Source organism: Agromyces sp. NPDC058104 (genome assembly GCF_042884835.1).
In the GTDB taxonomy this organism is placed as follows: Bacteria; Actinomycetota; Actinomycetes; order Actinomycetales; family Microbacteriaceae; genus Agromyces.
Genome location: NZ_JBHVTD010000003.1, coordinates 494751 through 517805, shown reverse-complemented (window position 1 = coordinate 517805; position 23055 = coordinate 494751). Strand labels below are relative to the sequence as shown.

Genomic DNA, 23055 nt, shown 5'->3' with positions numbered 1-23055 from the left:
TGGGGCGCCTCGGCGCCGGTCGCGAGGCTGGAGTCATGCTTCGAACACGTCTCCGCCGCCCCGCTGCCACGCTCGGCAGCGCCATCGCGGCCGTCGCCGCCGGCGGCCTGGTCGCCGTGGCCTTCGCCGGGTGCGGCATCGTCACGCCCGGCCCGGTCTCGACCGTCGGAGAGGTCGACTTCGACCGCCCGCTCGCGATCCCGCCGCTCGCCGAGTCGAACGTCGACGCCGACGGAACGCGCGTCTTCGCCCTCGACGCCCAGGCCGGCGTCACCGAGTTCGAACCGGGTCAACCGAGCGACACGTGGGGCTTCAACGGCTCGTACCTCGGCCCGACGATCGTCGCCGAGCGGGGCGAGCACGTGCGCGTCGACGTGACGAACTCGCTCGACGAGCCGACGACGGTGCACTGGCACGGCATGCACCTGCCGCCCGAGATGGACGGCGGCCCCCACCAGATGGTCGAGCCGGATGCCTCGTGGTCGCCCGAGTGGGACGTCGACCAGCGGGCGGCGACGCTCTGGTACCACCCGCACCCCCACGGCGAGACCGAGGACCACGTCGCCCGCGGGCTCGCGGGAATGTTCCTCCTGCACGACGAGCACGAGCGCTCCCTCGGGCTGCCGGCCGAGTACGGCGTCGACGACATCCCGGTGATCGTGCAGGACACAGGATTCTCCGAGACCGGCGCCCTGGAGGGGAAGCAGCGGGGCTACGCCGGCGGGCTCGGCGACGAGCTCCTCGTGAACGGCACGCGCAGCCCGTACCTCGAGGTCGGCGACGAGCTCGTGCGGCTGCGACTGCTGAACGCCTCGACCGCCCGCACCTACGCCTTCACCTGGAGCGACGGGCGGCCCGTCCGGCTCGTCGCGACCGACGGGGGACTCCTCGAGGCCTCCGTCGACCTCGACCACGTGCGCCTCTCGCCGGGCGAACGCGCCGAGGTGCTGCTGCGGGTGACCCCCGGCGAGCGGCTCGTGCTGCAGTCGAGGATGACGCCCGGGATCGCCGGGCTCGTCGGCCCGGTCGCCGCGACGAACGGCGGAAGCGACGCGTTCGACGTGCTCGAGGTGCGCGCAGCCGAGACCCTCGAACCTGCGCCCGAGCCGCCGGCGCGGCTCAGCACGATCGCCGACTTCGACGAGACGCAGGTCGCCACGACGCGGCGCTTCGAGCTCGGCGACAGCTTCGAGATCAACGGCGAGGCGATGGACATGGGGCGCGTCGACGAGACCGTCACCGTCGGCAGCCTCGAACGCTGGGTCGTCGCGAACACGACGCAGCTGCCGCACAGCTTCCACGTCCACGACGTGCAGTTCCGCATCGCGTCGATCGACGGCGAGGCGCCGCCGGCCGAGCTCGCCGGCTGGAAGGACACGATCTTCACGGAGCCCGAGACGGAGGTCGAACTGCTCATGCGGTTCGAGGACTACACCGACACCGACACGCCGTACATGTACCACTGCCACCTGCTGTGGCACGAGGACCAGGGGATGATGGGGCAGTTCGCCGTCGTCGAGCCCGGTCAATCTGCCACGATGACTGGAGGAACCCACCATGAGCACTGAGATGACGAACCCCCGACCCGCTGCCGCGCCGACCGCGGTGCCGACCGCCGCCGAAACGACCCCGCCGACGCGCCGCCGCGGCTACTGGTCGATGTGGGCGACGGTGCCGCGCGAGTTCGGCTTCCTCTTCCTCACGATGCCGATCGCGATCATCGCGCTCGTGCTGCTGTCGACGACGTTCTTCACCGGTCTCGGCCTCATCGCCCTCGTGTTCGGCATCTTCATCGTCGTCGCCTCGCTGTACATGGCACGCGGATTCGGCACGCTCGAGCTCGTGCGGCTGCGCTGGGCGGGGCGACCCGAGACCGTCCAGCCCGCATGGGGCCGCGGCGATCGCGAGCAGGGCTTCTGGCGTGCGACGTTCGCGCCGTTCGTCGACGGCCACTACTGGCTCTACCTGCTGCACGGCATGGTCGTGAACCCGATCGTGAGCGTCATCAGCTGGAGCCTCACGATCACCTGGACCGCCGTCGCGCTCGGCGGCACGACCGGCTGGATCTGGCAGCGCTACATCCCCGAGTCGGGTCGCGACGCCTGGCCGGTCGAGTGGGTGCTCGAGTTCCTCTTCCCCGGCAACGGGTGGGACGTCGATCCGCGGGCAGCCGAGACGATCTTCGAGTTCGTCGTGGGGCTCGTCTTCCTCGCGACGCTGCCGCTCGTGTTCCGCGGGCTCACGCTGCTGCACGACGTCATCGCGCGGGGCATGCTCGGCGCCTGGCGCTCCGAGGCGCTCGAGCGCGAGGTCGCGCAGCTCGCCGCCTCGCGCGGCGCCGCGGTCCAGGCCGAGGACGCCTCGCTCCGACGCCTCGAGCGCGACATCCACGACGGCCCCCAGCAGCGCCTCGTGCGCCTGCAGATGGACCTCGCCGCGATCGAGCGCAAGCTCGACCGCGACCCCGCGTCGGCCCGTGAACTGCTCGGCGAGGCCCGCGACCAGGCCCGTGAGACCCTCGACGAGCTGCGTGCGCTCTCGCGGGGATTCGCCCCGCCCATCCTGCAGGATCGCGGGCTCGCGGTCGGCCTGCGCTCGCTCGCGGCGCGCAGCCCGGTGCCCGTCGAGGTCGAGATCGCACTGCCGGATGCCTCGCTGCCGGCGCCGATCGAGCGCAACGCCTACTTCGTCGTCGCCGAGCTGCTCACGAACGCGGCGAAGCACGCCGAGGCCACCGGGGTGCGTCTCGTCGTCTCGACGCGCGACACGGGTGAGACGGGGCACTGGCTCGATCTCTGGGTGACCGACAACGGACGCGGCGGGGCGTCGGCCATGCCCGGGCACGGGCTCGCCGGGCTCGCCGACCGGGTGCAGGGCCTCCAGGGACTCTTCGTGGTCGACAGCCCGCTCGGCGGGCCGACGAGCGTCGGGGCGCACATCCCGTACGTCCCGGTCGCCCCCGCCGAGGCGCCTGCGCAGGGCGCGTCGGCGTCCGAGGAGACGCCGGCGGTCGAGTAGCGCCGTAGGCGTCCGCGCCCGGTCCCGCCCCTCGATAGTGTGGGGCCATGACCGACCAGGACCGCCCCCTCCGCATCGTGCTCGCCGAGGACTCGGTGCTCCTGCGCGAGGGCCTCGTCCGCCTCTTCGACGAGGCGGGCTTCGAGACGGTCGCAGCCTACGGCGAGGCCGACTCGCTGCTCGCCGCGATCGACGAGACCGAACCCGACCTGGCGGTGCTCGACGTGCGCATGCCGCCGACGTTCCGCGACGAGGGCGTTCGGGCGGCGATCGAGCTCCGCCGTCGCCGGCCGAAGCTCGGGGTGCTGCTGCTCAGCCAGTACGTCGAGGGCACCTACGCCCATGAGCTCCTCTCCTCGGGCGAAGGCGGCATGGGCTACCTGCTGAAGGACCGGGTCGCCTCGCTCGACGAGCTCGAGGACGCGGTGGAGCGCGTGAGCGAGGGCGGCACCGTGCTCGACCCGCAGGTCGTGCGCGAGCTGCTGTCGCGGCGCAGCGATCCGCTCGCCTCGCTCACCCCGCGCGAACGCGAGGTCATGGAGCTCATGGCCGAGGGGCGCACGAACGCCGGCATCGCGAAGCAGCTCTTCATCGGCGTCGGCGCGGTCGAGAAGAACGTGACGTCGATCTTCCAGAAGCTCGCACTCGAGGACTCGGGCACCGATCACCGGCGCGTGCTCGCGGTGCTCACCTGGCTGCAGCGCTGATCGCAGCTCGCGAGCGCCGGCGACGGCGTGATCGGGCCCGTCAGCCCGCAGCCCGGCGGAGCGGCACGTGCGCGCCGACGACCTGCCGGTAGCTGCGGTACCCCTTCAGCATCCAGAGCACGAACTGCGCGAGCGAGACGACGACCCCTGCGGCGATCGACCAGCCGAGCGGGGCGCCGAGGGCGGCGACCACGACGCCGACGAAGAGGCCGATGAGCGCCGTGTTCACGACGAGCATGACCATCGCCGAGCTCGCGAACACCTGCGAGCGGTCGCGCACGGCGAACGGATAGTACGTCGTGCCGATGCCCGTCTCGTCGTCGCTCGTGCCCATCAGGAAGTAGGGCTCGAGGCCGGGGTCGAGATCGAGGTAGGCGCCCCGCAACCGATTCATCGCGAGCACGTACGCGAGATCCTCGGTCGCCGAGTTGAACACCCGGAGCTGCGTGATCGCACCGAGCAGCACGAGCAGCGCGAGGATGCCGAGTGCCGCGACCCCGAACCAGCCCCGGAACCCGGTCGCGTTGCCGAGCACTCCGAGCGTGACGAGCCCGGCCGACACCAGGGTGAGGAAGATCGCGATGCGCGTGAGTACCTCGCTCTGCGTCGTCGACCGCGAGGCGAGCAGGCTCCAGTGCTCGGTCGCGAGCATCTGGGCGCGCAACGACTTCTGCGCATCGCCGAGCGGTACGGCCTCCTCGCCGTCGGACGACGCGGTCCCCGGGGCATCCGCCGTCATACCCGCATTCTGCACCCGCGCCGCGCGACCCGCCATGGCGGACGTCGCGCGTTCAGGCCTGCTGCGGTCCGCGTCGGCCGCGATGGAGCTCGGTCACCTTCGACTCGCCGGGGGCGTCGGGATCGTCGGTGATCGCCTCGTCGGCCATGAACTGCCGGACGATGTGCGCGAGCTCGCCGGGGTGGCTGAAGTTGATCGCGTGCGCCGCCCCCTCCATCACGACGACGGTCACGTCGGTGTCGACGTGGGCGACGACCTCGTGCACCCGGCTCGGATCGGGCATGAGCGGATCGCGGTCGCCGATCACCGCCAGGATGGGCACGGGCAGCGAGAGGAGCCGCTCCAGGGTCGGATACCGGGTCAGCGCGCCGAACATCTTGACGGTGCTCGCGACCCCGAACTTCAGGTAGTCGGGTGCCGCGACCCGCACCATTCGGGTGGGCTCCCGCCCGCCGTCGCGCGCGAGCTGCGCCATCGCCCGCACGAGCGGCTGGTTGTGCAGGCCTCCGGCGGGCGACACGAGCACGGCGCGCTCGAGGCGGTCGGGGAAGTGATGGCCGAACTCGCAGATGACGGGGCATCCCATCGAATTGCCGAGGAGGGTGGCCTTCTCGATGCCGCGGTCGTCGAGGAACCGCGCCGCCGCCTCGGCGAGCGAGGTCAGGGTCAGTTCGGAGCGGGAACGGCGAGCGCTCCGACCGAACCCCGGCAGGTCTGGCACGAGCGTGTGGAAGTCGTCGGCGAGGAGCTCGGCCGTGGGCAGCAGGTAGTGGCCCGACAGCCCGAACCCGTGCACGTGCATGACGACGGGGGCGCCAGGAGGCGGCGACGGCGACTCGCGGTAGAACACGTCGAGTCCGTCGATGGTCGTCCAGTGCTCCGCGAGCGACGACTGCGGGCGCCGGGGCGTCTTGCGCTCCCGATGCCGGTTCGATGCCGCCTCGGCGTGCTCGGCACGCGGAGACGGCTCGGGCCCGGATGCTTCCGCCGTCATAACGGCATTCTGCACCCGGGCCCGGTCAGCCCGCCATCGAATCGCCTACTTGACGGCGATGTGCGAGAAGAGGAACCAGCGGTCCTTGTCGAGACCGCGCCGGATCTCGATGACGACGTCCTGGCTCGCCGGGTCGAGTTCGCCGAGCCCCTCGATCGCCGCATTGACCTTCTCGGTCGCGAGGTCGATCTGGGTGACGACGTCGGCGATCGCCTCGTCGTAGGGCAGGAAGCCGAGCTTCGGGTCCTTCGCGCCGCTCTTGGCGGCGACGGTGCCGAGGCGGCCGTCGATCGGCAGGCCCAGGGCGACGACGCGTTCGGCCGCGAGGTCCGACCAGTCCTGCGCATGTGCGACGACGTCGTCGAGCAGCTCGTGCACGGCGATGAAGTTCGCCCCGCGAACGTGCCAGTGGGCCTGCTTGCCGTTGACGGCGAGGGCCACGAGCTCGTGGACGACGGGGGTGAGGTACTGGGCGACGCCCGCGGCGACGTCGGCGTTCGATCCGGTCTTCGGTGCGGTCTGGATGTCGGTCATCGTGTCCACCTTCCCTGGAGTGATGTCGTGTTCAACGCTACGCAGATACCCGCGTATTTCAAGGAAGGGCAGGCAAGGCTCACCCGGGCTTGACTTCGCGCGTCATTCTTCCCCGTGGCCGCGGCAAACCGATAGTTTGTGCTCATTCCGATCGAGAGGGGTCTGCGCACATGTTCTTCCTCAACACTCTCTGGGACTGGTTCTGGTTCCTGTTCTGGGCGTTCGCGTACGTCGCGTACCTGTTCGCGCTGATCTACATCATCATCGACGTGTTCCGCGACCACTCGCTGAACGGCTGGCTGAAGGCCGTCTGGCTGATCTTCCTCGTGTTCGTGCCGTTCGTCACCGCGCTCGTCTACCTGATCGCGCGCGGCAGCGGCATGGCCGATCGGGCGGCGCGCAAGCAGCAGGAATACGAGGAGTACAGCGAGGACTACATCCGGTCGGTCTCGTTCGCGAGCCCCACCGACGAGATCGCGAAGGCCAAGGCGCTGCTCGACGCCGGCACCATCACGCAGGGCGAGTTCGACGCGCTGAAGAGCAAGGCACTCGGCAACAAGTTCTGATGGGCGGGCGGCGGCCGGAGCTCGCCGCCCCGCAGACGCGAAACGGCCCGCGACATCGTCGCGGGCCGTTTCTGCGGTTTCGGAGGGGATGACGGGAATCGAACCCGCGTAATCAGTTTGGAAGTCCGGATTCGGGTGTAGGGGAGTGGCGCGGCAGGTCGGGCAAGTTGCTGGCCAGCCCCGATTTCCATCGCAACGTCGTGCAGTCTCGCGCAACGTCGTGACACGCGCTTATGGCACGGCTTTGGCACGCGCTGGCACGCCCCCTACCCCTCCCGAATGGATGCAGGCGTGCTCGAATCGCTCGCTCGGCGTCTCGTCGTATGGGTTGGGTTCGGTCAGAATCCGGGATTCAGAACCCTGGCGCCGCTCCCGACAGCTACCACGAGTTCGCGCCAGCACGATGCAGGATGTCGGAATGGAGACCCCACACGACCGTGTACCGGATCGCGAACTCGTACGACGCGAGCTCACGTACGAGTTGGGCGTTCTGGACTATTGCTACTCGGCGCTGCTCGACGGCTGGGGACTTGGCGCGGAATCGAACTTGCCGCTCGGCACTCTCACAGCGCTTCTCGAATCATTTCTCGTGCACGTCCGGGTGCTCGACGAATTCCTCGGCGCGGGCGCAACGCGCTCCGACGACCTACGTGCGAAGCAGCTCGCGGCGGCATGGGATCGCCCTGGCTTTCTCGAACCCGAGATTCGCACGGCGATCAACAAGCAGCTCACTCACCTCACCGATCCGCGGGCAGACCGGCCACTCTGGGACGTTAACCGGCTTGCAGGCGAAGCGGGCCGATGCTTCCTCGCCTGGTTCGACACGCTCGACGACGAGACTGCCGACATCCTCCGCCCGACTGTCGAGAGCGCCACGCGCATCGTCGATCGGTCCAGCCAGGAATCCTGGCACCGGCTGAATCTTGGGTTCAGGTGGGAGACCAACTAGGCCGCGCTGGTCGAACGAGTCGACCGTCGAGAAGTGGCTATTCGATGCCGACCGCTTGCTCGCCCAGTTCTGTCAGGAAGAGACATAGGCCACCGCTTCCCGGGTCAGTCCAAACCGCGACGCTCCGAACGGACGCGATCGCGGCATCGCCCAAGTACTCATCTTCAGAGTTGAGCATGTAGGTGCCCACCAGACCTCGTTCGATCAGTCGTTGAAGCGCGTCGCGAGCGGTCGGAAGGTCGAGGGTAGGGAAATCTCGCTGGCGGCTGGTCGAGGTGATAACAAAGGACTCGGGCAGCAATTCGGCAACGTAACCCTCCTCCATTGCGGTGATCAGGATCTTGCGGTCGGCGATGCTCCGCTCCAGCCATTGCTCTTCACCCCGCGGCATGGCCTGAGCCTATGCGAATCGATCGCCCAGACGTTCTCAAGCGTGCTCTGGCGGAGTACCCTGGCGACGAGGAGAGACAGGTAAATGACAGCTGACCGGCACATTCTCCGCGCGGACCACGGCGACCGCGCATCGCGGGCATGGCGCATGCGCGTCGCAGGTACCAGTTGGAGCGAGATCGCACAGACGGTCGGCTACGCGAACGATGCCAACGTCATCCGGGCCGTTCGGGCGTATTTCGGCCTGGCATCGACGTGCCGCTGAGAGCGGCTCTGCCGGGTGCGAACTCGACCGCTAATGGCACGCAGCTGGCACGGGAGGCCAGCGCCGGGCTCGGCGGCTAGGTACCCAGATACGACGAAACCCCCGGCTGACCGGGGGTTTCGGGATCGGAGGGGATGACGGGAATCGAACCCGCGTAATCAGTTTGGAAGACTGAGGCTCTACCATTGAGCTACATCCCCGTGACCCGCTCGCGGGCACTGGATCATCGTAGTACACGCCGTCGGCCCAATCGTGCACGTCGGCGCCCGGCGGGCCGGCCCGAGGCCGGCCGCACCCGGCCGAATCGCTAGCGCAGCGCGCCGATCGAGCTGATGGTGCTGCGCGCGAGCCGCAGCTGGCGCTCGTACGTCGCCGCGAGCACCACGAGCAGGACCCCGGCGATGCCGAGCCACAGCCACCACCAGACGGCCTCGGAGAGCCAGGTGATCGCCGGCCACAGCTGCACGATCGCATGCACGAGCAGCACCCCGCCGCCCAGGACGAACGGCGCCTGGAGGCGTCGGACCACTCCGGCGAGCAGGGTCGCGAGGGCGACGACGCCGAGAGCGACGTTGCGCCACAGCTCGGGATCGAGGAAGTCGGCGAGCAGCGGCGGCACGAGCAGGATCGCGAGCCCGACGCCGAGCGCGGGCCAACTGCCGAGCTCGGGGGAGCGGCGCATCGCGACGGTGCCTGCTGCGACGAACGCGAGGCCGATGGGGACGGTGATCAGGTCGAAGGGGTCGACGGTGGCGCTCACGAGCGCGAGCACACCGCCGAGCACGAGGATGCCCCGGGTCGTCCAGGCGAAGACCGGGCCCGCGAACGGTCTGGCCCGGGTCGCGGCCCCGGCGACGTGTGCTGCGCCCACGACGGTGAAGAGCACGGCCGCGCGCAGCGACGATTCGTCGCCCGAGACGATCGCGAGCAGGGTCGGAAGCGAGGAGACGGCGAGCGACGCCGCAAGCCCCACCTCGGCGAGCTGCTCGGGGCGGGAGCCCGTCCGCGCCCACACCACGGTGACGACCACGCCGCACGCCAGTGCGATGAGGGGCCAGAACTCGGGCGGGAGCACGCCGTCCCCCGTGCGGGCGACCGAGAGGCCGCGCACGAGCGCGGGGCCCGTGACGGCGGTCCAGCCGGTGACTGCGGCGATCAGGCGCACGGGCACGCCGCGCCGCGACCGCGGGAGGAACCCCGCGGCGAGGGCGACGACGGCGCCCGCGGAGACGAGCACGAGCGTTCGCAGCTCGGAGTCGGCCGCCGACCCGATGCTCGGCAGCACCGCCACGCCCGCGGCGACGGCGAACAGCGCCGTGCGGCCGCGCGCGGTCGTGCCGGCCGGCGCGCGTCGCCAGGTGATGAGGAGGCCGCAGAGGATCAGCGCTGCGGCCAGCGGCAGCGTGTACGCCTCCACGACCTCGACCCCGTCGCCGAGCATCCGGCTCCAGACGGCCGCGACCGCCAGGGCGGCGGTCAGCCAGGCGACGTGCCGCTGGGGGCTCTCGCCGGCGATCGGGTCGCCCGCGAGCGCGGCGAGCACGATCGGGACCGGGGCGAGGATCGCGAACACCAGCCACGGTTCGCCGGCTCCCGCGAACGCCCACGTGATCGCGACGAGTCCGAGGAGTGCGACCGCCGCCGACCAGCCGATCATGGCCGCGTCACCGCGGCCGCGCGTGACGAGATGCGCGAGTCCGGAGCCCGCGAGGGCTGCTGCGGCCACGGTGTAGGCCACGGCGTCGTCGCCGGCGAGCTCGAGCGCGAGCAGCCCGCTCGCCGCGCCGAGGGCGAGCGGCGCGACGGCGGCGATGGCGATGCGGATCCCCGACGGCGCCGAACGTCGGAGCCAGGGCACCGAGGCGGCCGCGAGCAGCGTCGCCGGCAGCCACGACCACTCGGCGCCCGGTGCATCGACGACGAACTCGCCCGACGCGCCGACGGCGCTGCCGAGCACCGGCACGGCGAAGGCGATCCGGTCGCCCCTCGACCCGACCGGTGCGAGGCCGGCGACGCCGAGGAGCACCGCCGAGCCGACGCCGAGCACCAGCCAGGGGGCTGCGCCCGGCTCGTCGAACCGGATGCCGCGCGACTCGAGCCACCACACGACAGAGGCGAGCACGGTGATCGCGAGCAGAGCGGCGGCGACGACGTGCGCGAGGCCCACCGGGGTCGCCCGGGTGCCCCAGATCCGGCCTGCCAGCACTCGTCCGCCGATGACGGCGACGAGCGCGGCTGCGCTCGTCAGCGGCCAGACGTCGGGCGCGGTGAAGCCGAAGGTCACGGCGAGGATCGCGGACGAGACGCCCGCGATCACGAGCACCGCGAGCACCGCGGGGGTGCGGGGGGCGAAGCCCGCCCAGGCGAGCGCGCCGAGCGCGACGGCGACCCAGATCGTCGCGGCGAGCCAGGGTGCGTCGGCTGCGGCACCGGTCACGACGAGTGCCGCGAGTGCCGCACCCACCGGCACCGCGAGGAATCGGCGGAGCCGGCCGAGGATCGCGAGGGTCGCGGCACTGCCGAGGGCGACGACGACCGGAAGGAGCACCGCGCCGAGTTCGGTCGCGGCGTCGAGGGCGAGCGCGCCGCCGCGGCCGACCCCGGGTGCGGGCACGCCGGCGATGAAGCGGGCGCCGATCGCGGCGAGCCCGACGAGCGCGCCGGGCAGCGCCGAGCCCGCCGCCACGAGCGCGGCGCCGAGGAAGGCGCCCAGCTCGGCGCCGGGCCGAACGCCCCGACGGCGGAGGAGGACGGCGAAGAGGCAGAGCACCGCCCCGGTGACGGCCGGAGCCAGCCAGATGGCCGTCCCCGGCTCGACCTCGACGGCGATCGCCACCGCGGGGGCCAGCGCGGTGCTCAGGCCGAACGCCGAGGCCGCCACGAGACGCCACGCCGGGGCGACCGAGCCGGCGCGTGCGCCGAGCGCGACGACGAGGAGGAACCAGACCGCAGCGGCGCCGAGGAAGCCCCAGAGCGGATGCCAGGCCAGCTCGGGGATCGCCCAGGCCGCGGTGAGCGTCGCGAGCCCGCCGCCCGCGAACCCGGCGGCGAGCAGGATCGTCCGCTCGACGAGCGGCGGCAGGGCGAGCGCGGCGGCGCCGAGCGCGGCCACGGCGAGCGAACCGGCCCACACCCCGGTCGACACGTCGCTGTCGGGGGCGAACTGCGTCGCGAGGAGGTAGGTCGCGATCGGCAGGAGTGCGGCGCCGGCGACGCCGGTCGTGCGGATGCCCGTCAGGAGGCGGGCGAGGACGAGCAGCGCCGCCACGACGAGGAGCGCGCCGCCCGTGTACGCGACGACGTCGAGCGCGTCGGTGCCGAACAGCCCGTTGGCACGCACGATCCAGACGTCGAGCAGCAGCAGCACGACCGCGACGACCGCGACGCCCTCGGCCGTCCCGGGCAGCCGTCGCGCCCGGAGGAGCCAGGCGATGCCGAGCACCACGACGCTCAGGGCGGCGGTGATGATCGACCGCACCTCGAGGGTCGTCACGAGGTAGGCGTAGAAGAGGAAGACGATCGCGGTGATCGAGAGCAGCACGACGCCGAGTCCGAGCAGGAACACCTGGACGCCCGAACGGCGCGGGCGGTGATCGTCCGTGGCGGCCGGCGCCACGGATGCCGCCGGCTCGACGGGCGGCGCGGCGGCCGAGGTCGGCGACGCGGGCTGCGGTGCCGACATCGCGGGCGCCGCGGGCGCCGGCACGGCCGGCGGAGTCGCCGCGACCGCGGCGACCGTCGCCGATACCGAGGCTGCGGGGACATCCGTCGTCGGGGCGTCGATCGACGGTGTCGTGGTGCCCTCCTGTGAGGCCGACGGCTGCGTCGCGACCGAGACCTTCGGCGCCGCTTGCGCCGCACGCATGCCGGCGATGAGCGCGGCCCTCGACACGCTCTCCGCGTGGAGGCGGGTGCCGACCTCGAGCAGCTCGACGGAGGCGGGCACGCTGAGGTCGAGCCCGCACGCGGCGCAGCGGGGAGCGGGCAGCAGCGCGAAGCAGGCGGGGCAGCGCGTCGTGTCGACGAAGAACGCGGGATCGGCGGGCCAGCGGAGCACGCCGTTGGCAGCGGCGGTCGGTCGGTCGGTCATGGCGACACTCTGCCAGTCGAGCACCCCGGATCGCGCGATCGATCCACAGACGCGCCGCGAACCGCGCCCCGGGGCGATCAGCGACGGGCGTCGCGAGTGCAGTAGACTTTCGGGGGTCCACCCGCCTGACGTGTGTTTCGGCATGCCCGCGCGGGTGAATCGACGAGTTGAGTCGGCGACTCGGGGCGTAGCTCAGCTTGGTAGAGCGCCCGCTTTGGGAGCGGGAAGTCGCAGGTTCGAATCCTGTCGCCCCGACGAGTTGCTCGACTCGACACGAACTTCCACACAACAGGAGATCTTCCCCATGCCGACCACTTCGGTTGAGAAGCTGAGCCCCACTCGCGCCAAGCTCACCATCTCGGTGACGCCCGACGAGCTGAAGCCCAGCATCGCCCACGCGTACGAGCACATCGCCGAGCAGGTCAACGTGCCCGGCTTCCGCAAGGGCAAGGTGCCGCCGCCCATCATCGACCAGCGCGTCGGCAAGGCCGCCGTGCTCGAGCACGCGGTCAACGAGGGCCTCGACGGCTTCTACCGCGCCGCCGTCGCCGAGCACGAGCTGCGCCCGATGGGCCGCCCCGAGGCCGACATCGTCGAGTGGCCCAGCGAGAAGGACTTCTCGGGCGACCTGCTGCTCGCCATCGAGGTCGACGTGCGCCCCGAGATCGAGATCCCCGCGTACGACGGTCTCGAGCTGACCGTCGACACGGTCGAGGTCGGCGACGACGAGGTCACCGAGGAGCTCGACCGCCTGCGCAGCCGTTTCGGCACGCTCATCACGGTCGACCGCCCCGCCAAGTCGGGCGACTTCGTGACCCTCGACCTCGTCGCGACGATCGACGGCACCGAGGTCGACACCGCGAGCGGGATCTCCTACGAGCTCGGCTCCGGCGAGCTGCTCGAGGGCATCGACGAGGCGCTCGACACGCTCTCGGCCGGCGAGTCCACGACGTTCGCCTCGAAGCTGCTCGGCGGCGACCACGAGGGCGAGACCGCCGAGATCAGCGTGACCGTCGGCGCGGTCAAGGAGCGCGAGCTCCCCGAGGCCGACGACGACTTCGCGCAGATCGCGAGCGAGTTCGACACCCTCGCCGAGCTGACCGCGTCGCTCAAGGAGCAGGCCGGCCGCAACAAGGTCTTCGGCCAGGGCAACCAGGCGCGCGACCTCCTCGTCGAGAAGCTCCTCGAGCTCGCCGACGTGCCCGTCGCCCAGGGCGTCATCGACGACGAGGTGCACCGTCACCTCGAGGGCGAGGGCCGGCTCGAGGACGACGTGCACCGCGCCGAGGTCGCCGAGTCGAGCGAGAAGGCGTTCAAGACGCAGATCCTGCTCGACGCGATCGCCGAGGCCGAGAAGGTCCAGGTCAGCCAGGAGGAGCTCACCCAGTACCTCGTGCAGGGTGCGGCCCAGTACGGCATGGACCCGAACGAGTTCGTGCAGATCCTGAGCCAGCAGGGCCAGATCCCCGCCATGGTCGGCGAGGTCGCGCGCAACAAGGCGCTCGCGATCGCGCTCGGCAAGGCGAAGGTGTCGGATGCCGCGGGCAACCCCGTCGACCTCTCCGAGTTCACCGCCGTCGGCGACGACGAGGCCGCCGACGAGGCCGCCGAGGCGCCCGCCGAGGAGAAGAAGCCCGCCGCGAAGAAGCGCGCTCCGAAGAAGGCCGCCGCCGAGGCGCCGGCCGAGGAGGCCGCCGAGGCCCCCGCGGAGGAGAAGAAGCCGGCTCGCAAGCGCGCGCCGAAGAAGGCCGACGCGGAGTAATCCGCATCGTCGCGCGAAAGGGTCGAGCGTTCCCGCTCGGCCCTTTCGCCGTCTCCACCAGGCGCGATCACGACGGAAGAGGGAGTGGACCGGATGACCGAGGCGAGCGAGTGGCAGCGTCGAGTCGACGAGGTGTGGGCTGCGGCCGACGAGCTCGGCGACCTCGCCGTCATCGAGCGCATCGACGCACTGGCCGGCGAACGGGGAGACGACGACCCGCTCGCACTCTTCGAACGGGCCGGTGCCCGCGACTCCGCCGGGCTCGAGGCGGAGGCCGAGCCGCTCTACCGGCGAGCGATCGACGGCGGCCTGACCGGCTCCGAGCGGGTGCAGGCCCACATCCAGCTCGCCTCCACGATCCGCAACCTCGGGCGGCCACTCGAGTCGATCGCGCTCCTCGATGAGATCGAGCCCGAGGCGGGCGAGCTGCGCGACGCCGTCGTCGCGTTCCGCGCGCTCGCGAGGGTCGATGCGGGCGACGCCCGCCGCGCGGCATCCGACGCCCTCGCGGCCCTCGCACCGCACCTGCCGCGGTATCGCGTGTCGCTCGCCGCCTACGCGGCGGAGCTCGCGGCATCCGCCTAGGGCGAACAGCCCCGTTCGCGCGCGTTGCACCGGATAGATTCGATTCAACGCGACAACCGAAACGGAGCGACACATGGCCGAACCGACACCAGGCACCGGTGTTTTCGATCGACTGCTGAAGGACCGCATCATCTGGCTTGGCTCCGAGGTGCGCGACGACAACGCCAATGAGATCGCGGCGAAGCTGCTGCTGCTCGCCGCAGAGGACCCCAAGAAGGATATTTACCTCTACATCAACTCGCCCGGTGGCTCGATCACGGCCGGCATGGCGATCTACGACACGATGCAGTTCGTGCCGAACGACATCGTCACCGTCGGCATCGGCATGGCGGCCTCCATGGGGCAGCTCCTCCTCACCGCCGGCACGAAGGGCAAGCGGTACATCACGCCGAACGCGCGCGTGCTGCTGCACCAGCCACACGGCGGCTTCGGCGGCACTGCGAGCGACATCCAGACGCAGGCGCAGCTCATCCTCGACATGAAGCGGCGACTCGCCGAGATCACCGCGGCGCAGACCGGCAAGTCGGTCGAGCAGATCAACGCCGACGGCGACCGCGACCGCTGGTTCAACGCCCAGGAGGCCCTCGAGTACGGCTTCGTCGACCACATCCGCGAGTCGGCGCTCGACGTCGCCGGCGGCGGCGGAACCCAGGCGTAGGCATCGAGAGAAGAGAGAACGAGCGAATGAACATCCCTGCTTTCGGTGGCACCGCCTTCAACGGCGTGCAGGCGCCGGGCTCGCGCTACATCCTGCCGAGCTTCGAGGAGCGCACCGCCTACGGCTACAAGCGCCAGGACCCGTACGCCAAGCTCTTCGAGGACCGCATCATCTTCCTCGGCGTGCAGGTCGACGACGCCTCGGCCGACGACATCATGGCCCAGCTCCTGGTGCTCGAGTCGATGGACCCCGACCGCGACATCATCCTCTACATCAACTCGCCCGGCGGCTCCTTCACGGCGATGACCGCGATCTACGACACGATGCAGTACATCCGTCCGCAGATCCAGACCGTCGTGCTCGGCCAGGCGGCCTCCGCCGCCGCGGTGATCGCGGCTGCGGGCACCCCCGGCAAGCGCCTTGCGCTGCCGAACGCGCGCGTGCTCATCCACCAGCCCGCCATGGGCGAGGCGGGGCACGGCCAGGCGAGCGACATCGAGATCCAGGCGGCCGAGATCCTGCGCATGCGCGGATGGCTCGAGGAGACGCTCTCGCGCCACTCGAACCGCACGCCCGAGCAGGTCAACACCGACATCGACCGCGACAAGATCCTCTCGGCGGCCGAGGCGCTCGAGTACGGCCTCATCGACCAGGTGCTCACCTCGCGCAAGAGCCTGCCGGCGATCACCCGGTAGCCTCGCAGCGTGACGAACGCGGCGGATGATCGGCTGGACGACAGCCGGGCCATCCGCCGCGTTTCGCTGTATGCGGACGCGCCCGTCGACCGCGGGGTGTGGCCCGCGACGGTGCCGGCGGTCGCGCAGCTCATCGATGACCGCGGCCTCGACTTCATGCCCGGCCTCACCTTCCTCGTGGGCGAGAACGGCAGCGGGAAGTCGACACTGCTCGAGGGCATCGCGACCGCGTACGGACTCCCGCCCGAGGGCGGCAGCAACAACGGGGGGCGATCGACCAGACCGAGTGAGTCGCCGCTCGGCGAGTGGCTGCGCATCGAGCGCAGCCCGTGGGCGCCGCGGTGGGGCTTCTTCCTCCGGGCCGAGACGATGCACGGTTACTACAGTTACCTCGAGGATCTGCCAGACAGCCCCGATCGCCACCTCCACTCGTTGAGCCACGGCGAATCCTTCAACGACCTGCTCGACAACAAGCTCAACCACCCGCAGTTCGTGGCCGGGCTCGTCTGCCTCGACGAGCCCGAGGCCGCGCTGTCGTTCTCCTCGATCCTCGGCTGGATCGCCGGCCTCGATCGCATGGTCGCCCGGGGCACGCAGGTCATCTGCGCGACCCACTCGCCAATCCTCGCCTCCGTGCCCGGCGCGACGATCCTCGAGCTGGGCGAGTGGGGCATCCGCGAGACCAGCTGGGAGGACCTCGAGCTCGTGGCGCATTGGCGCTCGTACCTCGACGACCCGCGCCGATATCTGCGTCATCTCATCGACTGAGTCGGCGGTTCGCGGCGGGCGAACCCGCTGGCGTGTCGAATCGCTCGGGCTACGCCGCAACCGCCGGAACTCGGGCTAGGCTCGGAACAGACTCGTCGACAGGGAGGGTTTCGATGGCACGCATCGGAGAGAGCGCCGATCTGCTGAAGTGCTCCTTCTGCGGAAAGAGCCAGAAGCAGGTCCAGCAGCTCATCGCCGGACCCGGCGTCTACATCTGCGACGAGTGCGTCGAACTCTGCAACGAGATCATCGAGGAGCGTCTCGCCGAGGCTGGCGAGACCGAGGCCGGCGAGTTCGAGCTGCCGAAGCCGAAGGAGATCTTCGCCTTCCTCGAGGAGTACGTGATCGGCCAGGAGGCTGCGAAGAAGGCACTCGCGGTCGCGGTCTACAACCACTACAAGCGCGTGCGCGCGAAGGCGACGCTGACGACCGCCGACCGCGCCCACGACGACGTCGAGATCGCGAAGTCGAACATCCTGCTGATCGGCCCGACCGGCTGCGGCAAGACCTACCTCGCCCAGACCCTCGCGAAGCAGCTCAACGTCCCCTTCGCGGTCGCCGACGCGACCGCGCTGACCGAGGCGGGGTACGTCGGCGAGGACGTCGAGAACATCCTGCTGAAGCTCATCCAGGCCGCCGACTACGACGTCAAGCGGGCCGAGACCGGCATCATCTACATCGACGAGGTCGACAAGATCGCCCGCAAGGCCGAGAACCCGTCGATCACGCGCGACGTCTCGGGCGAGGGCGTGCAGCAGGCGCTGCTGAAGATCCTCGAGGGCACCGTCGCCTCGGTGCCGCCGCAGGGCGGGCGCAAGCATCCCCACCAGGAGTTCATCCAGATCGACACGACGAACGTCCTGTTCATCGTCGCCGGCGCGTTCGCCGGGCTGGAGGACATCATCTCCTCGCGCGCGGGCAAGCGCGGCATCGGCTTCGGTGCGCCGCTCCACAACAAGGAGGACGAGGCCGACATCTTCAGCGAGGTCCTCCCGGAAGACCTGCACAAGTTCGGACTCATCCCCGAGTTCATCGGCCGGCTCCCGGTCGTCGCGACGGTGACGCCGCTCGACCAGGAGGCCCTGATGGAGATCCTCACCGAGCCGAAGAACGCCCTCGTCAAGCAGTACCAGCGCATGTTCGAGCTCGACGGCGTCGAGCTCGACTTCGAGCAGGCCGCCCTCGAGGCGATCGCCGACCTCGCGGTGCTCCGCCAGACGGGTGCCCGCGGCCTCAGGGCGATCATGGAGGAGGTGCTCGGGCCGATCATGTTCGAGGTGCCGTCCTCGACGGGCGTGGCCCGCGTGGTCGTGACGCGCGCCGCGGTACTCGACAACGCGGCCCCGACGATCGTTCCCCACAAGCCGCGCCGCGCCGAGAAGTCGGCCTAGGCGAGAGCGCCGCCCATCTTCCACACCGTCGTCGCGGGCGTCATCGCCGCCATCACGGGGTTCGCCAGTTCGTTCGCGCTCGTCATCGCAGGGCTGGTCGCCGTCGGCGCCACCGACGCGCAGGCCGCGTCGGGCCTGTTCGCGCTGTGCCTGGCCACCGGCATCACCTGCATCGTGCTGCCGGTCCTCATGCGCGTGCCCGTGTCGTTCGCCTGGTCGACGCCGGGGGCGGCGCTGCTCGTCGCCGCGGCGAGCACGACCCAGGACTTCGCCGCGGCGACCGGCGCCTTCCTCGTCTGCGGTGTCCTCATCGTGCTCGCGGGGCTCTGGCCTGCGCTCGGCCGGGCGATCACGAGCATCCCGAAGCCCATCGCGAGCGCGATGCTCGCCGGCATCCTCTTCCCGATCTGCATCGCCCCGGTGACCGCGGCGATCGAGCAGCCGGCGATCGCGATCCCGATGGTGCTCGTGTGGCTGCTGCTCGCCAGGCTCGCGCCGCGCTGGGCGGTGCCCGCGGCCATGCTCGTGGCCGTCGTCGGCATCGCGGTCATCGCGGGGCCGGCGGTGCTCGGCAACGACGCGGTCGTCCCGCGCCTCGAGTTCGTGGCTCCCGTGTTCGATCCTCTCGTCATCGTGAGCCTCGGCCTGCCGCTGTTCATCGTCACGATGGCCGGGCAGAACGTTCCCGGGTTCGCCGTCATGTCGACGTTCGGGTACCGGCTCCGGCCGCGGCCGGTCCTGATGACGTCGGGGGCCGCCTCGATGGCGGCCGCACTGGCCGGCGGGCACGCGATCAACCTCGCCGCGATCACCGCTGCGATCATGGCGAGCCCAGAGGCGGCGCCCGATCCGCGGCGACGCTGGATCGCGACCGTCTCCTCGGGTGTCGTCTACCTGCTGCTCGGCGTGGGGGCCGGTCTCGCGGCCGCGATCGTGCACGCATCGCCGCCGATCATCATCACCGCGGTCGCCGGGCTCGCGCTGCTCGGCGCCCTCGTCACGGCGCTCACCACCGCGCTCGAGGCGCCCGGGCAGCGCATCACCGCGATCGGCACCTTCCTCGTGACCGCATCGGGCGTTGCCGTCGCCGGCATCGGCTCGGCGTTCTGGGGGCTCATCGTGGGCGGGGTGCTCATGCTGTGGCTGCGGCCGCGGAGCGCCGCGGATCCGGTCGTGCCGGCGCGCGAGGCGACCCGGCGTGCCGACGCGCCGACGGAAGACGTCGTCGACGACTAGTCGAAGAGGCGCACGATGCGCCATCTCGCGTCGTCGCCCGGTTCGTGCTCGACGTCGAAGACATGGGTCTCACCGTCGTCGGCGCTCGCCTGGAATCGCCACCCCGAGATCTCGAGCGGTGCGCGGCCGGGGGAGACGTCGTGCTCGGCGAACGGCCGCCACCACCCGCACGTGCCGACGAGGGCGGTCGGGGTGTCGCTGACCCGGAATCGCCGGGCTCGCCAGACCAGGCGCAGCGGCGTGCCCGCGTCGTCGGTCCACAGCTCGACGGGCTCCTCCAGCTGGGGCACGGGCACCTCCGATCGGGCCAGTCATTCGAACATGTGTTCGAATTCTAGCATCGCCGACGATGCGGCGACCGGGTCGGGCGGGGGCGGACGGCGCGTGCACGCCACCGACCGAGGGCCCGCGAGTCGCGGCGCACCCGCGAGCCGCGCCTGAACGTGCGACGGCCCCGGCAGCGCATCGCTGCCGGGGCCGTCGGTCGGGTCTGGATCAGGCCAGGTCGTCGTCGGTGCGGGCGCCGAAGACGATCTCGTCCCAGCTGGGCATCGATGCACGCCCCTTCTTCTGGCCTCGTGCTGCACCGCCGCCGTTCGCGGGCGAGGAGACCTTGCCCCACAGGCTGCGCGCGCCGGCGCCGGGCTGCTCGTCGGCGGCGGGCTCGGGCAGCGACTCGACGGACGCCGCGGGCGCCACGGGCGAGGGGGTCGGGGTGGGGGCGGGTCGCGGTGACTCCTGCTCGACATTCGCCGACTCGCGCTCGCCCCGTCGACGCCGCAGCGCTTCGAGGAGGTCGGCCGTCTCGCCGAGCGACTGCTTCGGCTCGTCGGCCCGCTTGATGGCCGCGCGCGCCACCGCGGGGCTCGAGGTCTGCGAGGTGCGCGCGTAGGGGAGCGGCTCGAGGTGGGGCGCCGTGTCGTTGTCGCCATGATCGATCTCGTCGAAGGTGAACGCGCCGCTGTCGAACCTCGACTCGTCGGAGTCGGGCCCGACGGCGCGGAGCCGGGGGATGAGCCCGCCCTTGAGCTCGCCCTGCTGCGACAGCGTGATCGCCTCGGAGTTCAGGGGCTGCAGCGACTGCTTGCGCGGCTCGAAGGTCCAGCGGGCGTCGTGGTCGATCGTGTCGGCGGTGAACTCGAGCTTGACGATCCAGCCGCGCTCCTCGTCCTTCCAGCTCGCCCAGCGCTCGCCCTGTGCGCCGAGCTTCGCGAGCCGGTCTCGGATCACGCCGCCGAAGGTCGCGGGCTCGTCGGCGGGGTCGGCCTCGACGCCGAGGTTGACGGGAACGGCGAGCGCCGAGGTGACGACGTGGTCGCGTTCGGCGAGCACGGGCCCCTCGAAACGCCGGATGTAGTCGACCGACGCACCGGTGACCTGCGCGACCTCCTCGGCCGACATGCCTGCACGAATGTGCGTCTGGATCTCGCGGGGCGAGGGTTTCGGCCCGGTGTGCTGTTCGGGCTGAGCCTGCCGGATCCGCGACTGGAGCACCTCGTCGATCTCGATCCGGAAGCGCGCGCCATCGTCGGAGGCAGCGAGCAACGCGCCGTTCTCGACTCCGATTACCTTGAGTTCCTGCATCGCGACAAGCCCTTCCGTGCTTTCGTCTCCGCCCAAGGATGCCACGTCGCCGACGGTGCTCGCGGGAATAGCGCGGGCGCGCCGGAAGTTGAGCACGTTGCATCCGGAACGGGCGTGCACGAGGGTTTGCTTACGTTCCCGTTTTGATGCAGACTATGGCCGCCGAATCTTCGGCGCATGAGGAAATGGATGGGAATGGCAACGGATTACGACGCCCCGCGGAAGACCGAAGACGACTCGGAGTCGATCGAGGCCCTCAAGGAACGCGTCCCCGACAAGATGTCGGGAGTGGTGGATGTCGACGATGCCGACAACCCCGGAGGATTCGACCTCTCCGGTGCAGACCTCTCCGACGTCGAGCTCGATGTCGTCGTGCTTCCGCCCCAGGCCGACGAGTTCACCTGCGTGAACTGCTTCCTGGTGAAGCACCGTTCGCAGATCGACCACGAGACGAAGCTCGGGCCGATCTGCCTGGAGTGCGCGTCCTAGGCGCTGCGCTCCTCACCTTCAGGCCGTCGTGATCCGTTGATCGCGGCGGCCAGTTCTTTGGGTCGGCGGCTCGACACGAGCCAGTAGGGCGTCGGGTCGGCGGGGTCGATGATCGGCACCCGCACGACCGGGCGCACCCAGCCCCGGATGACGAGGAACGCTCGGGCATCGAGCCCGGTACCGCGTTCGATGCGCGCCGCGGCCTCGTCGGCGGCGACCGCCTCGCCGAGCTGCTCGACGGAGATCTCGGCCCGTCCGGCACGGAATCGCCCGCTGCGGACCTCGAGGGTCGGGGCGGTGAGGGTCAGTGCGCCCACCGCCGCGACATAGAGGATGACTCCCGTGGCGATGCCGGCGGGCAGCGAGACGGGAGCAAGTACGAGGATGCTCGCGGGGATGAGCAGCAGGCTGGCGATGTAGATCCACGGCGTCGGCCAGAGTCTCTCGTGGTATTCGGGCATGGTCCTATCAGACCAGACTTCTGCGCCGCCCGGTGATCGGGCGGGGTCGGTGGCCGTGCGGCGTGCGCGCACGGACTTCTGCACTACCCTCGAACGGTGACCGATTCCGTCGATGTGCTGATCACCGCCGAACGCATCCCGAGCTACGCCCACAAGGGCGACGCCGGGGCCGACCTCCATGCCGCGGAGTCCGTCGTCCTCCAGCCGGGGGAGCGCGCCACCGTCGGCACGGGCGTCTCGATCGCGCTGCCCGAGGGCTACGTGGCCTTCGTCGTGCCGCGCTCGGGTCTCGCGTTCAAGCACGGCATCACGATCGTGAACGCGCCGGGCACGGTCGATGCCGGCTATCGGGGCGAGATCAAGGTCGCACTGCTCAACACCGACGCGCGCGACGCGTACTCGATCGAGGCCGGCGACCGCATCGCCCAGGTCGTCGTCATGCCCGTGAGTCGGGCGCGCTTCGTCGAGGTCGAGCAACTCCCGAGCAGTCTGCGCGGCGAGGGTGGATTCGGCTCCACGGGATTCGGGGAGCACAAGTCAGGAGTGAACGCGTGAGCGACATCGAGAACACCGACGGCGCGGTCGTCGACCAGCCCAAGTCCGCACCCGACGATCGCGCCAGCGCCGGCCCGTTCGACGAGTCGGAGGCCAATCCCGTCCGCCCGTACGTCGACCTGGGCGGCGTGAAGGTGCTGCCGCGCGAGGGCCTGCACCTCCGCCTCGAGGTCGAGGAGGGCACGAAGCGGGTCGTCGCGATCGGCCTCGACTACGCGAACTCGACGCTGCAGGTGCAGCCGTTCGCCGCACCGCGCTCGAGCGGTCTCTGGCACGAGATCCGTGCGCAGATCGCCGAGCAGATCGCGCGCCAGGGCGGCACGACGACGGTGCGGGAGGGCACCTTCGGTCCCGAGTTGCTCGCGCAGATCCCGGTCGCGGCCGGCGAGGGCCAGCAGGGCCAGATGCGTCTCGCGCGCTTCATCGGCGTCGACGGTCCCCGATGGTTCCTGCGCGGCGTGATCGCCGGCCAGGCCGCGGTCGATCCCGCCGCCGCGGCGCAGGTCGAGGACCTCTTCCGTTCGATCGTGGTGGTGCGCGGAGCGACGCCGATGCCGCCCCGTGACCTCATCCCGCTGCGGATGCCGGCGTCGTCGACCGGCGCCCCGACCGCGTAGGC

Annotated in this window: 24 protein-coding genes and 2 tRNA genes; 17 read left to right on the top strand and 9 right to left on the bottom strand. The window is 70.9% G+C overall.

The window, feature by feature from the left end:
* The first annotated feature begins 35 nt into the window (after positions 1 to 35).
* From ACFVTH_RS16305 to ACFVTH_RS16295, 3 genes are read left to right on the top strand one after another with little or no spacing between them, the layout of a single operon-like run.
* Positions 36 to 1568 (top strand): multicopper oxidase family protein, encoded by a 1533-nt coding sequence (locus tag ACFVTH_RS16305; protein WP_387093078.1) that lies wholly within the window; start codon positions 36 to 38, stop codon positions 1566 to 1568.
* Complete coding sequence (locus ACFVTH_RS16300; RefSeq protein WP_387093076.1) at positions 1558 to 3018, top strand: sensor histidine kinase; 1461 nt, start codon at positions 1558 to 1560, stop codon at positions 3016 to 3018. The genes ACFVTH_RS16305 and ACFVTH_RS16300 overlap by 11 nt, the downstream gene beginning before the upstream one ends.
* Positions 3019 to 3065: 47 nt before the next feature.
* Positions 3066 to 3725: a response regulator gene (locus ACFVTH_RS16295; protein WP_387093073.1), complete on the top strand. Its 660-nt coding sequence runs from the start codon at positions 3066 to 3068 to the stop codon at positions 3723 to 3725.
* A 40-nt stretch (positions 3726 to 3765) separates the two neighbouring features.
* Here the strand turns inward: ACFVTH_RS16295 and ACFVTH_RS16290 are convergent, their stop codons facing one another.
* From ACFVTH_RS16290 to ACFVTH_RS16280, 3 genes are read right to left on the bottom strand one after another with little or no spacing between them, the layout of a single operon-like run.
* Positions 3766 to 4464 carry a hypothetical protein gene (locus ACFVTH_RS16290; protein WP_387093070.1) on the bottom strand — a complete coding sequence of 233 codons (699 nt, stop codon included), beginning with the start codon at positions 4462 to 4464 and terminating at the stop codon, positions 3766 to 3768.
* 52 nt (positions 4465 to 4516) lie between these two features.
* Complete coding sequence (locus tag ACFVTH_RS16285) at positions 4517 to 5458, bottom strand: alpha/beta fold hydrolase (RefSeq protein ID WP_387093067.1); 942 nt, start codon at positions 5456 to 5458, stop codon at positions 4517 to 4519.
* 45 nt (positions 5459 to 5503) lie between these two features.
* The gene (locus ACFVTH_RS16280; RefSeq protein ID WP_387093064.1) at positions 5504 to 5992 is read right to left on the bottom strand and encodes a Dps family protein; all 489 of its coding nucleotides are present in this window, start codon (positions 5990 to 5992) and stop codon (positions 5504 to 5506) included.
* A 170-nt stretch (positions 5993 to 6162) separates the two neighbouring features.
* On the opposite strand from ACFVTH_RS16280, the gene ACFVTH_RS16275 reads away from it, so the two are divergent.
* Positions 6163 to 6558, top strand: a complete 396-nt coding sequence (locus ACFVTH_RS16275) for an SHOCT domain-containing protein (RefSeq protein WP_387093061.1) — start codon at positions 6163 to 6165, stop codon at positions 6556 to 6558.
* A 418-nt stretch (positions 6559 to 6976) separates the two neighbouring features.
* Positions 6977 to 7507: a hypothetical protein gene (locus ACFVTH_RS16270; protein WP_387093058.1), complete on the top strand. Its 531-nt coding sequence runs from the start codon at positions 6977 to 6979 to the stop codon at positions 7505 to 7507.
* Positions 7508 to 7544: 37 nt separating this feature from the next.
* On the opposite strand, the gene ACFVTH_RS16265 is transcribed toward ACFVTH_RS16270, so the two are convergent.
* From ACFVTH_RS16265 to ACFVTH_RS16255, 3 genes are all read right to left on the bottom strand, one after another.
* Positions 7545 to 7898: a hypothetical protein gene (locus tag ACFVTH_RS16265; RefSeq protein ID WP_387093055.1), complete on the bottom strand. Its 354-nt coding sequence runs from the start codon at positions 7896 to 7898 to the stop codon at positions 7545 to 7547.
* 393 nt (positions 7899 to 8291) lie between these two features.
* Positions 8292 to 8362, bottom strand: a tRNA-Gly gene (locus ACFVTH_RS16260).
* Positions 8363 to 8469: 107 nt separating this feature from the next.
* Positions 8470 to 12252, bottom strand: coding sequence for an SCO7613 C-terminal domain-containing membrane protein (locus ACFVTH_RS16255; RefSeq protein WP_387093052.1), 3783 nt, complete (start codon positions 12250 to 12252; stop codon positions 8470 to 8472).
* Positions 12253 to 12433: 181 nt separating this feature from the next.
* Here ACFVTH_RS16255 and ACFVTH_RS16250 point away from each other — a divergent pair.
* The 8 genes from ACFVTH_RS16250 to ACFVTH_RS16215 all read left to right on the top strand — a co-directional run bounded on the left by ACFVTH_RS16250 (position 12434) and on the right by ACFVTH_RS16215 (position 19347).
* Positions 12434 to 12507, top strand: a tRNA-Pro gene (locus tag ACFVTH_RS16250).
* A gap of 49 nt (positions 12508 to 12556) precedes the next feature.
* Positions 12557 to 14014 carry a trigger factor gene (gene tig, locus ACFVTH_RS16245; RefSeq protein ID WP_387093049.1) on the top strand — a complete coding sequence of 486 codons (1458 nt, stop codon included), beginning with the start codon at positions 12557 to 12559 and terminating at the stop codon, positions 14012 to 14014.
* A gap of 93 nt (positions 14015 to 14107) precedes the next feature.
* Entirely contained in the window at positions 14108 to 14599 is a 492-nt protein-coding gene (locus ACFVTH_RS16240) for a tetratricopeptide repeat protein (RefSeq protein WP_387093046.1), read from the top strand.
* A gap of 73 nt (positions 14600 to 14672) precedes the next feature.
* Positions 14673 to 15257 (top strand): ATP-dependent Clp protease proteolytic subunit, encoded by a 585-nt coding sequence (locus ACFVTH_RS16235; protein ID WP_387093043.1) that lies wholly within the window; start codon positions 14673 to 14675, stop codon positions 15255 to 15257.
* Positions 15258 to 15283: 26 nt separating this feature from the next.
* Positions 15284 to 15952, top strand: a complete 669-nt coding sequence (locus tag ACFVTH_RS16230; RefSeq protein WP_387093041.1) for an ATP-dependent Clp protease proteolytic subunit — start codon at positions 15284 to 15286, stop codon at positions 15950 to 15952.
* 9 nt (positions 15953 to 15961) lie between these two features.
* Positions 15962 to 16720 carry an AAA family ATPase gene (locus ACFVTH_RS16225; RefSeq protein ID WP_387093038.1) on the top strand — a complete coding sequence of 253 codons (759 nt, stop codon included), beginning with the start codon at positions 15962 to 15964 and terminating at the stop codon, positions 16718 to 16720.
* A gap of 113 nt (positions 16721 to 16833) precedes the next feature.
* Positions 16834 to 18111 carry an ATP-dependent Clp protease ATP-binding subunit ClpX gene (gene clpX / locus ACFVTH_RS16220; protein ID WP_386940940.1) on the top strand — a complete coding sequence of 426 codons (1278 nt, stop codon included), beginning with the start codon at positions 16834 to 16836 and terminating at the stop codon, positions 18109 to 18111.
* 51 nt (positions 18112 to 18162) lie between these two features.
* Positions 18163 to 19347 carry a benzoate/H(+) symporter BenE family transporter gene (locus tag ACFVTH_RS16215; protein ID WP_387093670.1) on the top strand — a complete coding sequence of 395 codons (1185 nt, stop codon included), beginning with the start codon at positions 18163 to 18165 and terminating at the stop codon, positions 19345 to 19347.
* Here ACFVTH_RS16215 and ACFVTH_RS16210 read toward each other — a convergent pair.
* Both ACFVTH_RS16210 and sepH read right to left on the bottom strand, forming a co-directional pair.
* On the bottom strand, positions 19344 to 19637 hold the full coding sequence (locus ACFVTH_RS16210) for a hypothetical protein (protein ID WP_387093036.1): 294 nt from the start codon (positions 19635 to 19637) through the stop codon (positions 19344 to 19346). The genes ACFVTH_RS16215 and ACFVTH_RS16210 overlap by 4 nt on opposite strands.
* 205 nt (positions 19638 to 19842) lie before the next feature.
* Entirely contained in the window at positions 19843 to 20892 is a 1050-nt protein-coding gene (gene sepH, locus ACFVTH_RS16205) for a septation protein SepH (RefSeq protein WP_387093667.1), read from the bottom strand.
* Here sepH and ACFVTH_RS16200 point away from each other — a divergent pair.
* A complete protein-coding gene (locus ACFVTH_RS16200) occupies positions 20800 to 21078 on the top strand; it encodes a hypothetical protein (RefSeq protein WP_387093682.1) in 279 nt (92 codons plus the stop codon). The genes sepH and ACFVTH_RS16200 overlap by 93 nt on opposite strands.
* 48 nt (positions 21079 to 21126) lie before the next feature.
* On the top strand, positions 21127 to 21420 hold the full coding sequence (locus ACFVTH_RS16195) for a DUF4193 domain-containing protein (RefSeq protein ID WP_026378289.1): 294 nt from the start codon (positions 21127 to 21129) through the stop codon (positions 21418 to 21420).
* Here ACFVTH_RS16195 and ACFVTH_RS16190 read toward each other — a convergent pair.
* On the bottom strand, positions 21417 to 21881 hold the full coding sequence (locus tag ACFVTH_RS16190) for a DUF3093 domain-containing protein (RefSeq protein ID WP_387093033.1): 465 nt from the start codon (positions 21879 to 21881) through the stop codon (positions 21417 to 21419). The genes ACFVTH_RS16195 and ACFVTH_RS16190 overlap by 4 nt on opposite strands.
* Positions 21882 to 21977: 96 nt before the next feature.
* Here ACFVTH_RS16190 and dut point away from each other — a divergent pair, with 96 nt between their 5' ends.
* Both dut and ACFVTH_RS16180 read left to right on the top strand, forming a co-directional pair.
* The gene (gene dut / locus ACFVTH_RS16185) at positions 21978 to 22436 is read left to right on the top strand and encodes a dUTP diphosphatase (protein ID WP_387093031.1); all 459 of its coding nucleotides are present in this window, start codon (positions 21978 to 21980) and stop codon (positions 22434 to 22436) included.
* Entirely contained in the window at positions 22433 to 23053 is a 621-nt protein-coding gene (locus ACFVTH_RS16180; protein ID WP_386940948.1) for a DUF3710 domain-containing protein, read from the top strand. The genes dut and ACFVTH_RS16180 overlap by 4 nt, the downstream gene beginning before the upstream one ends.
* Positions 23054 to 23055: the final 2 nt, after the last annotated feature.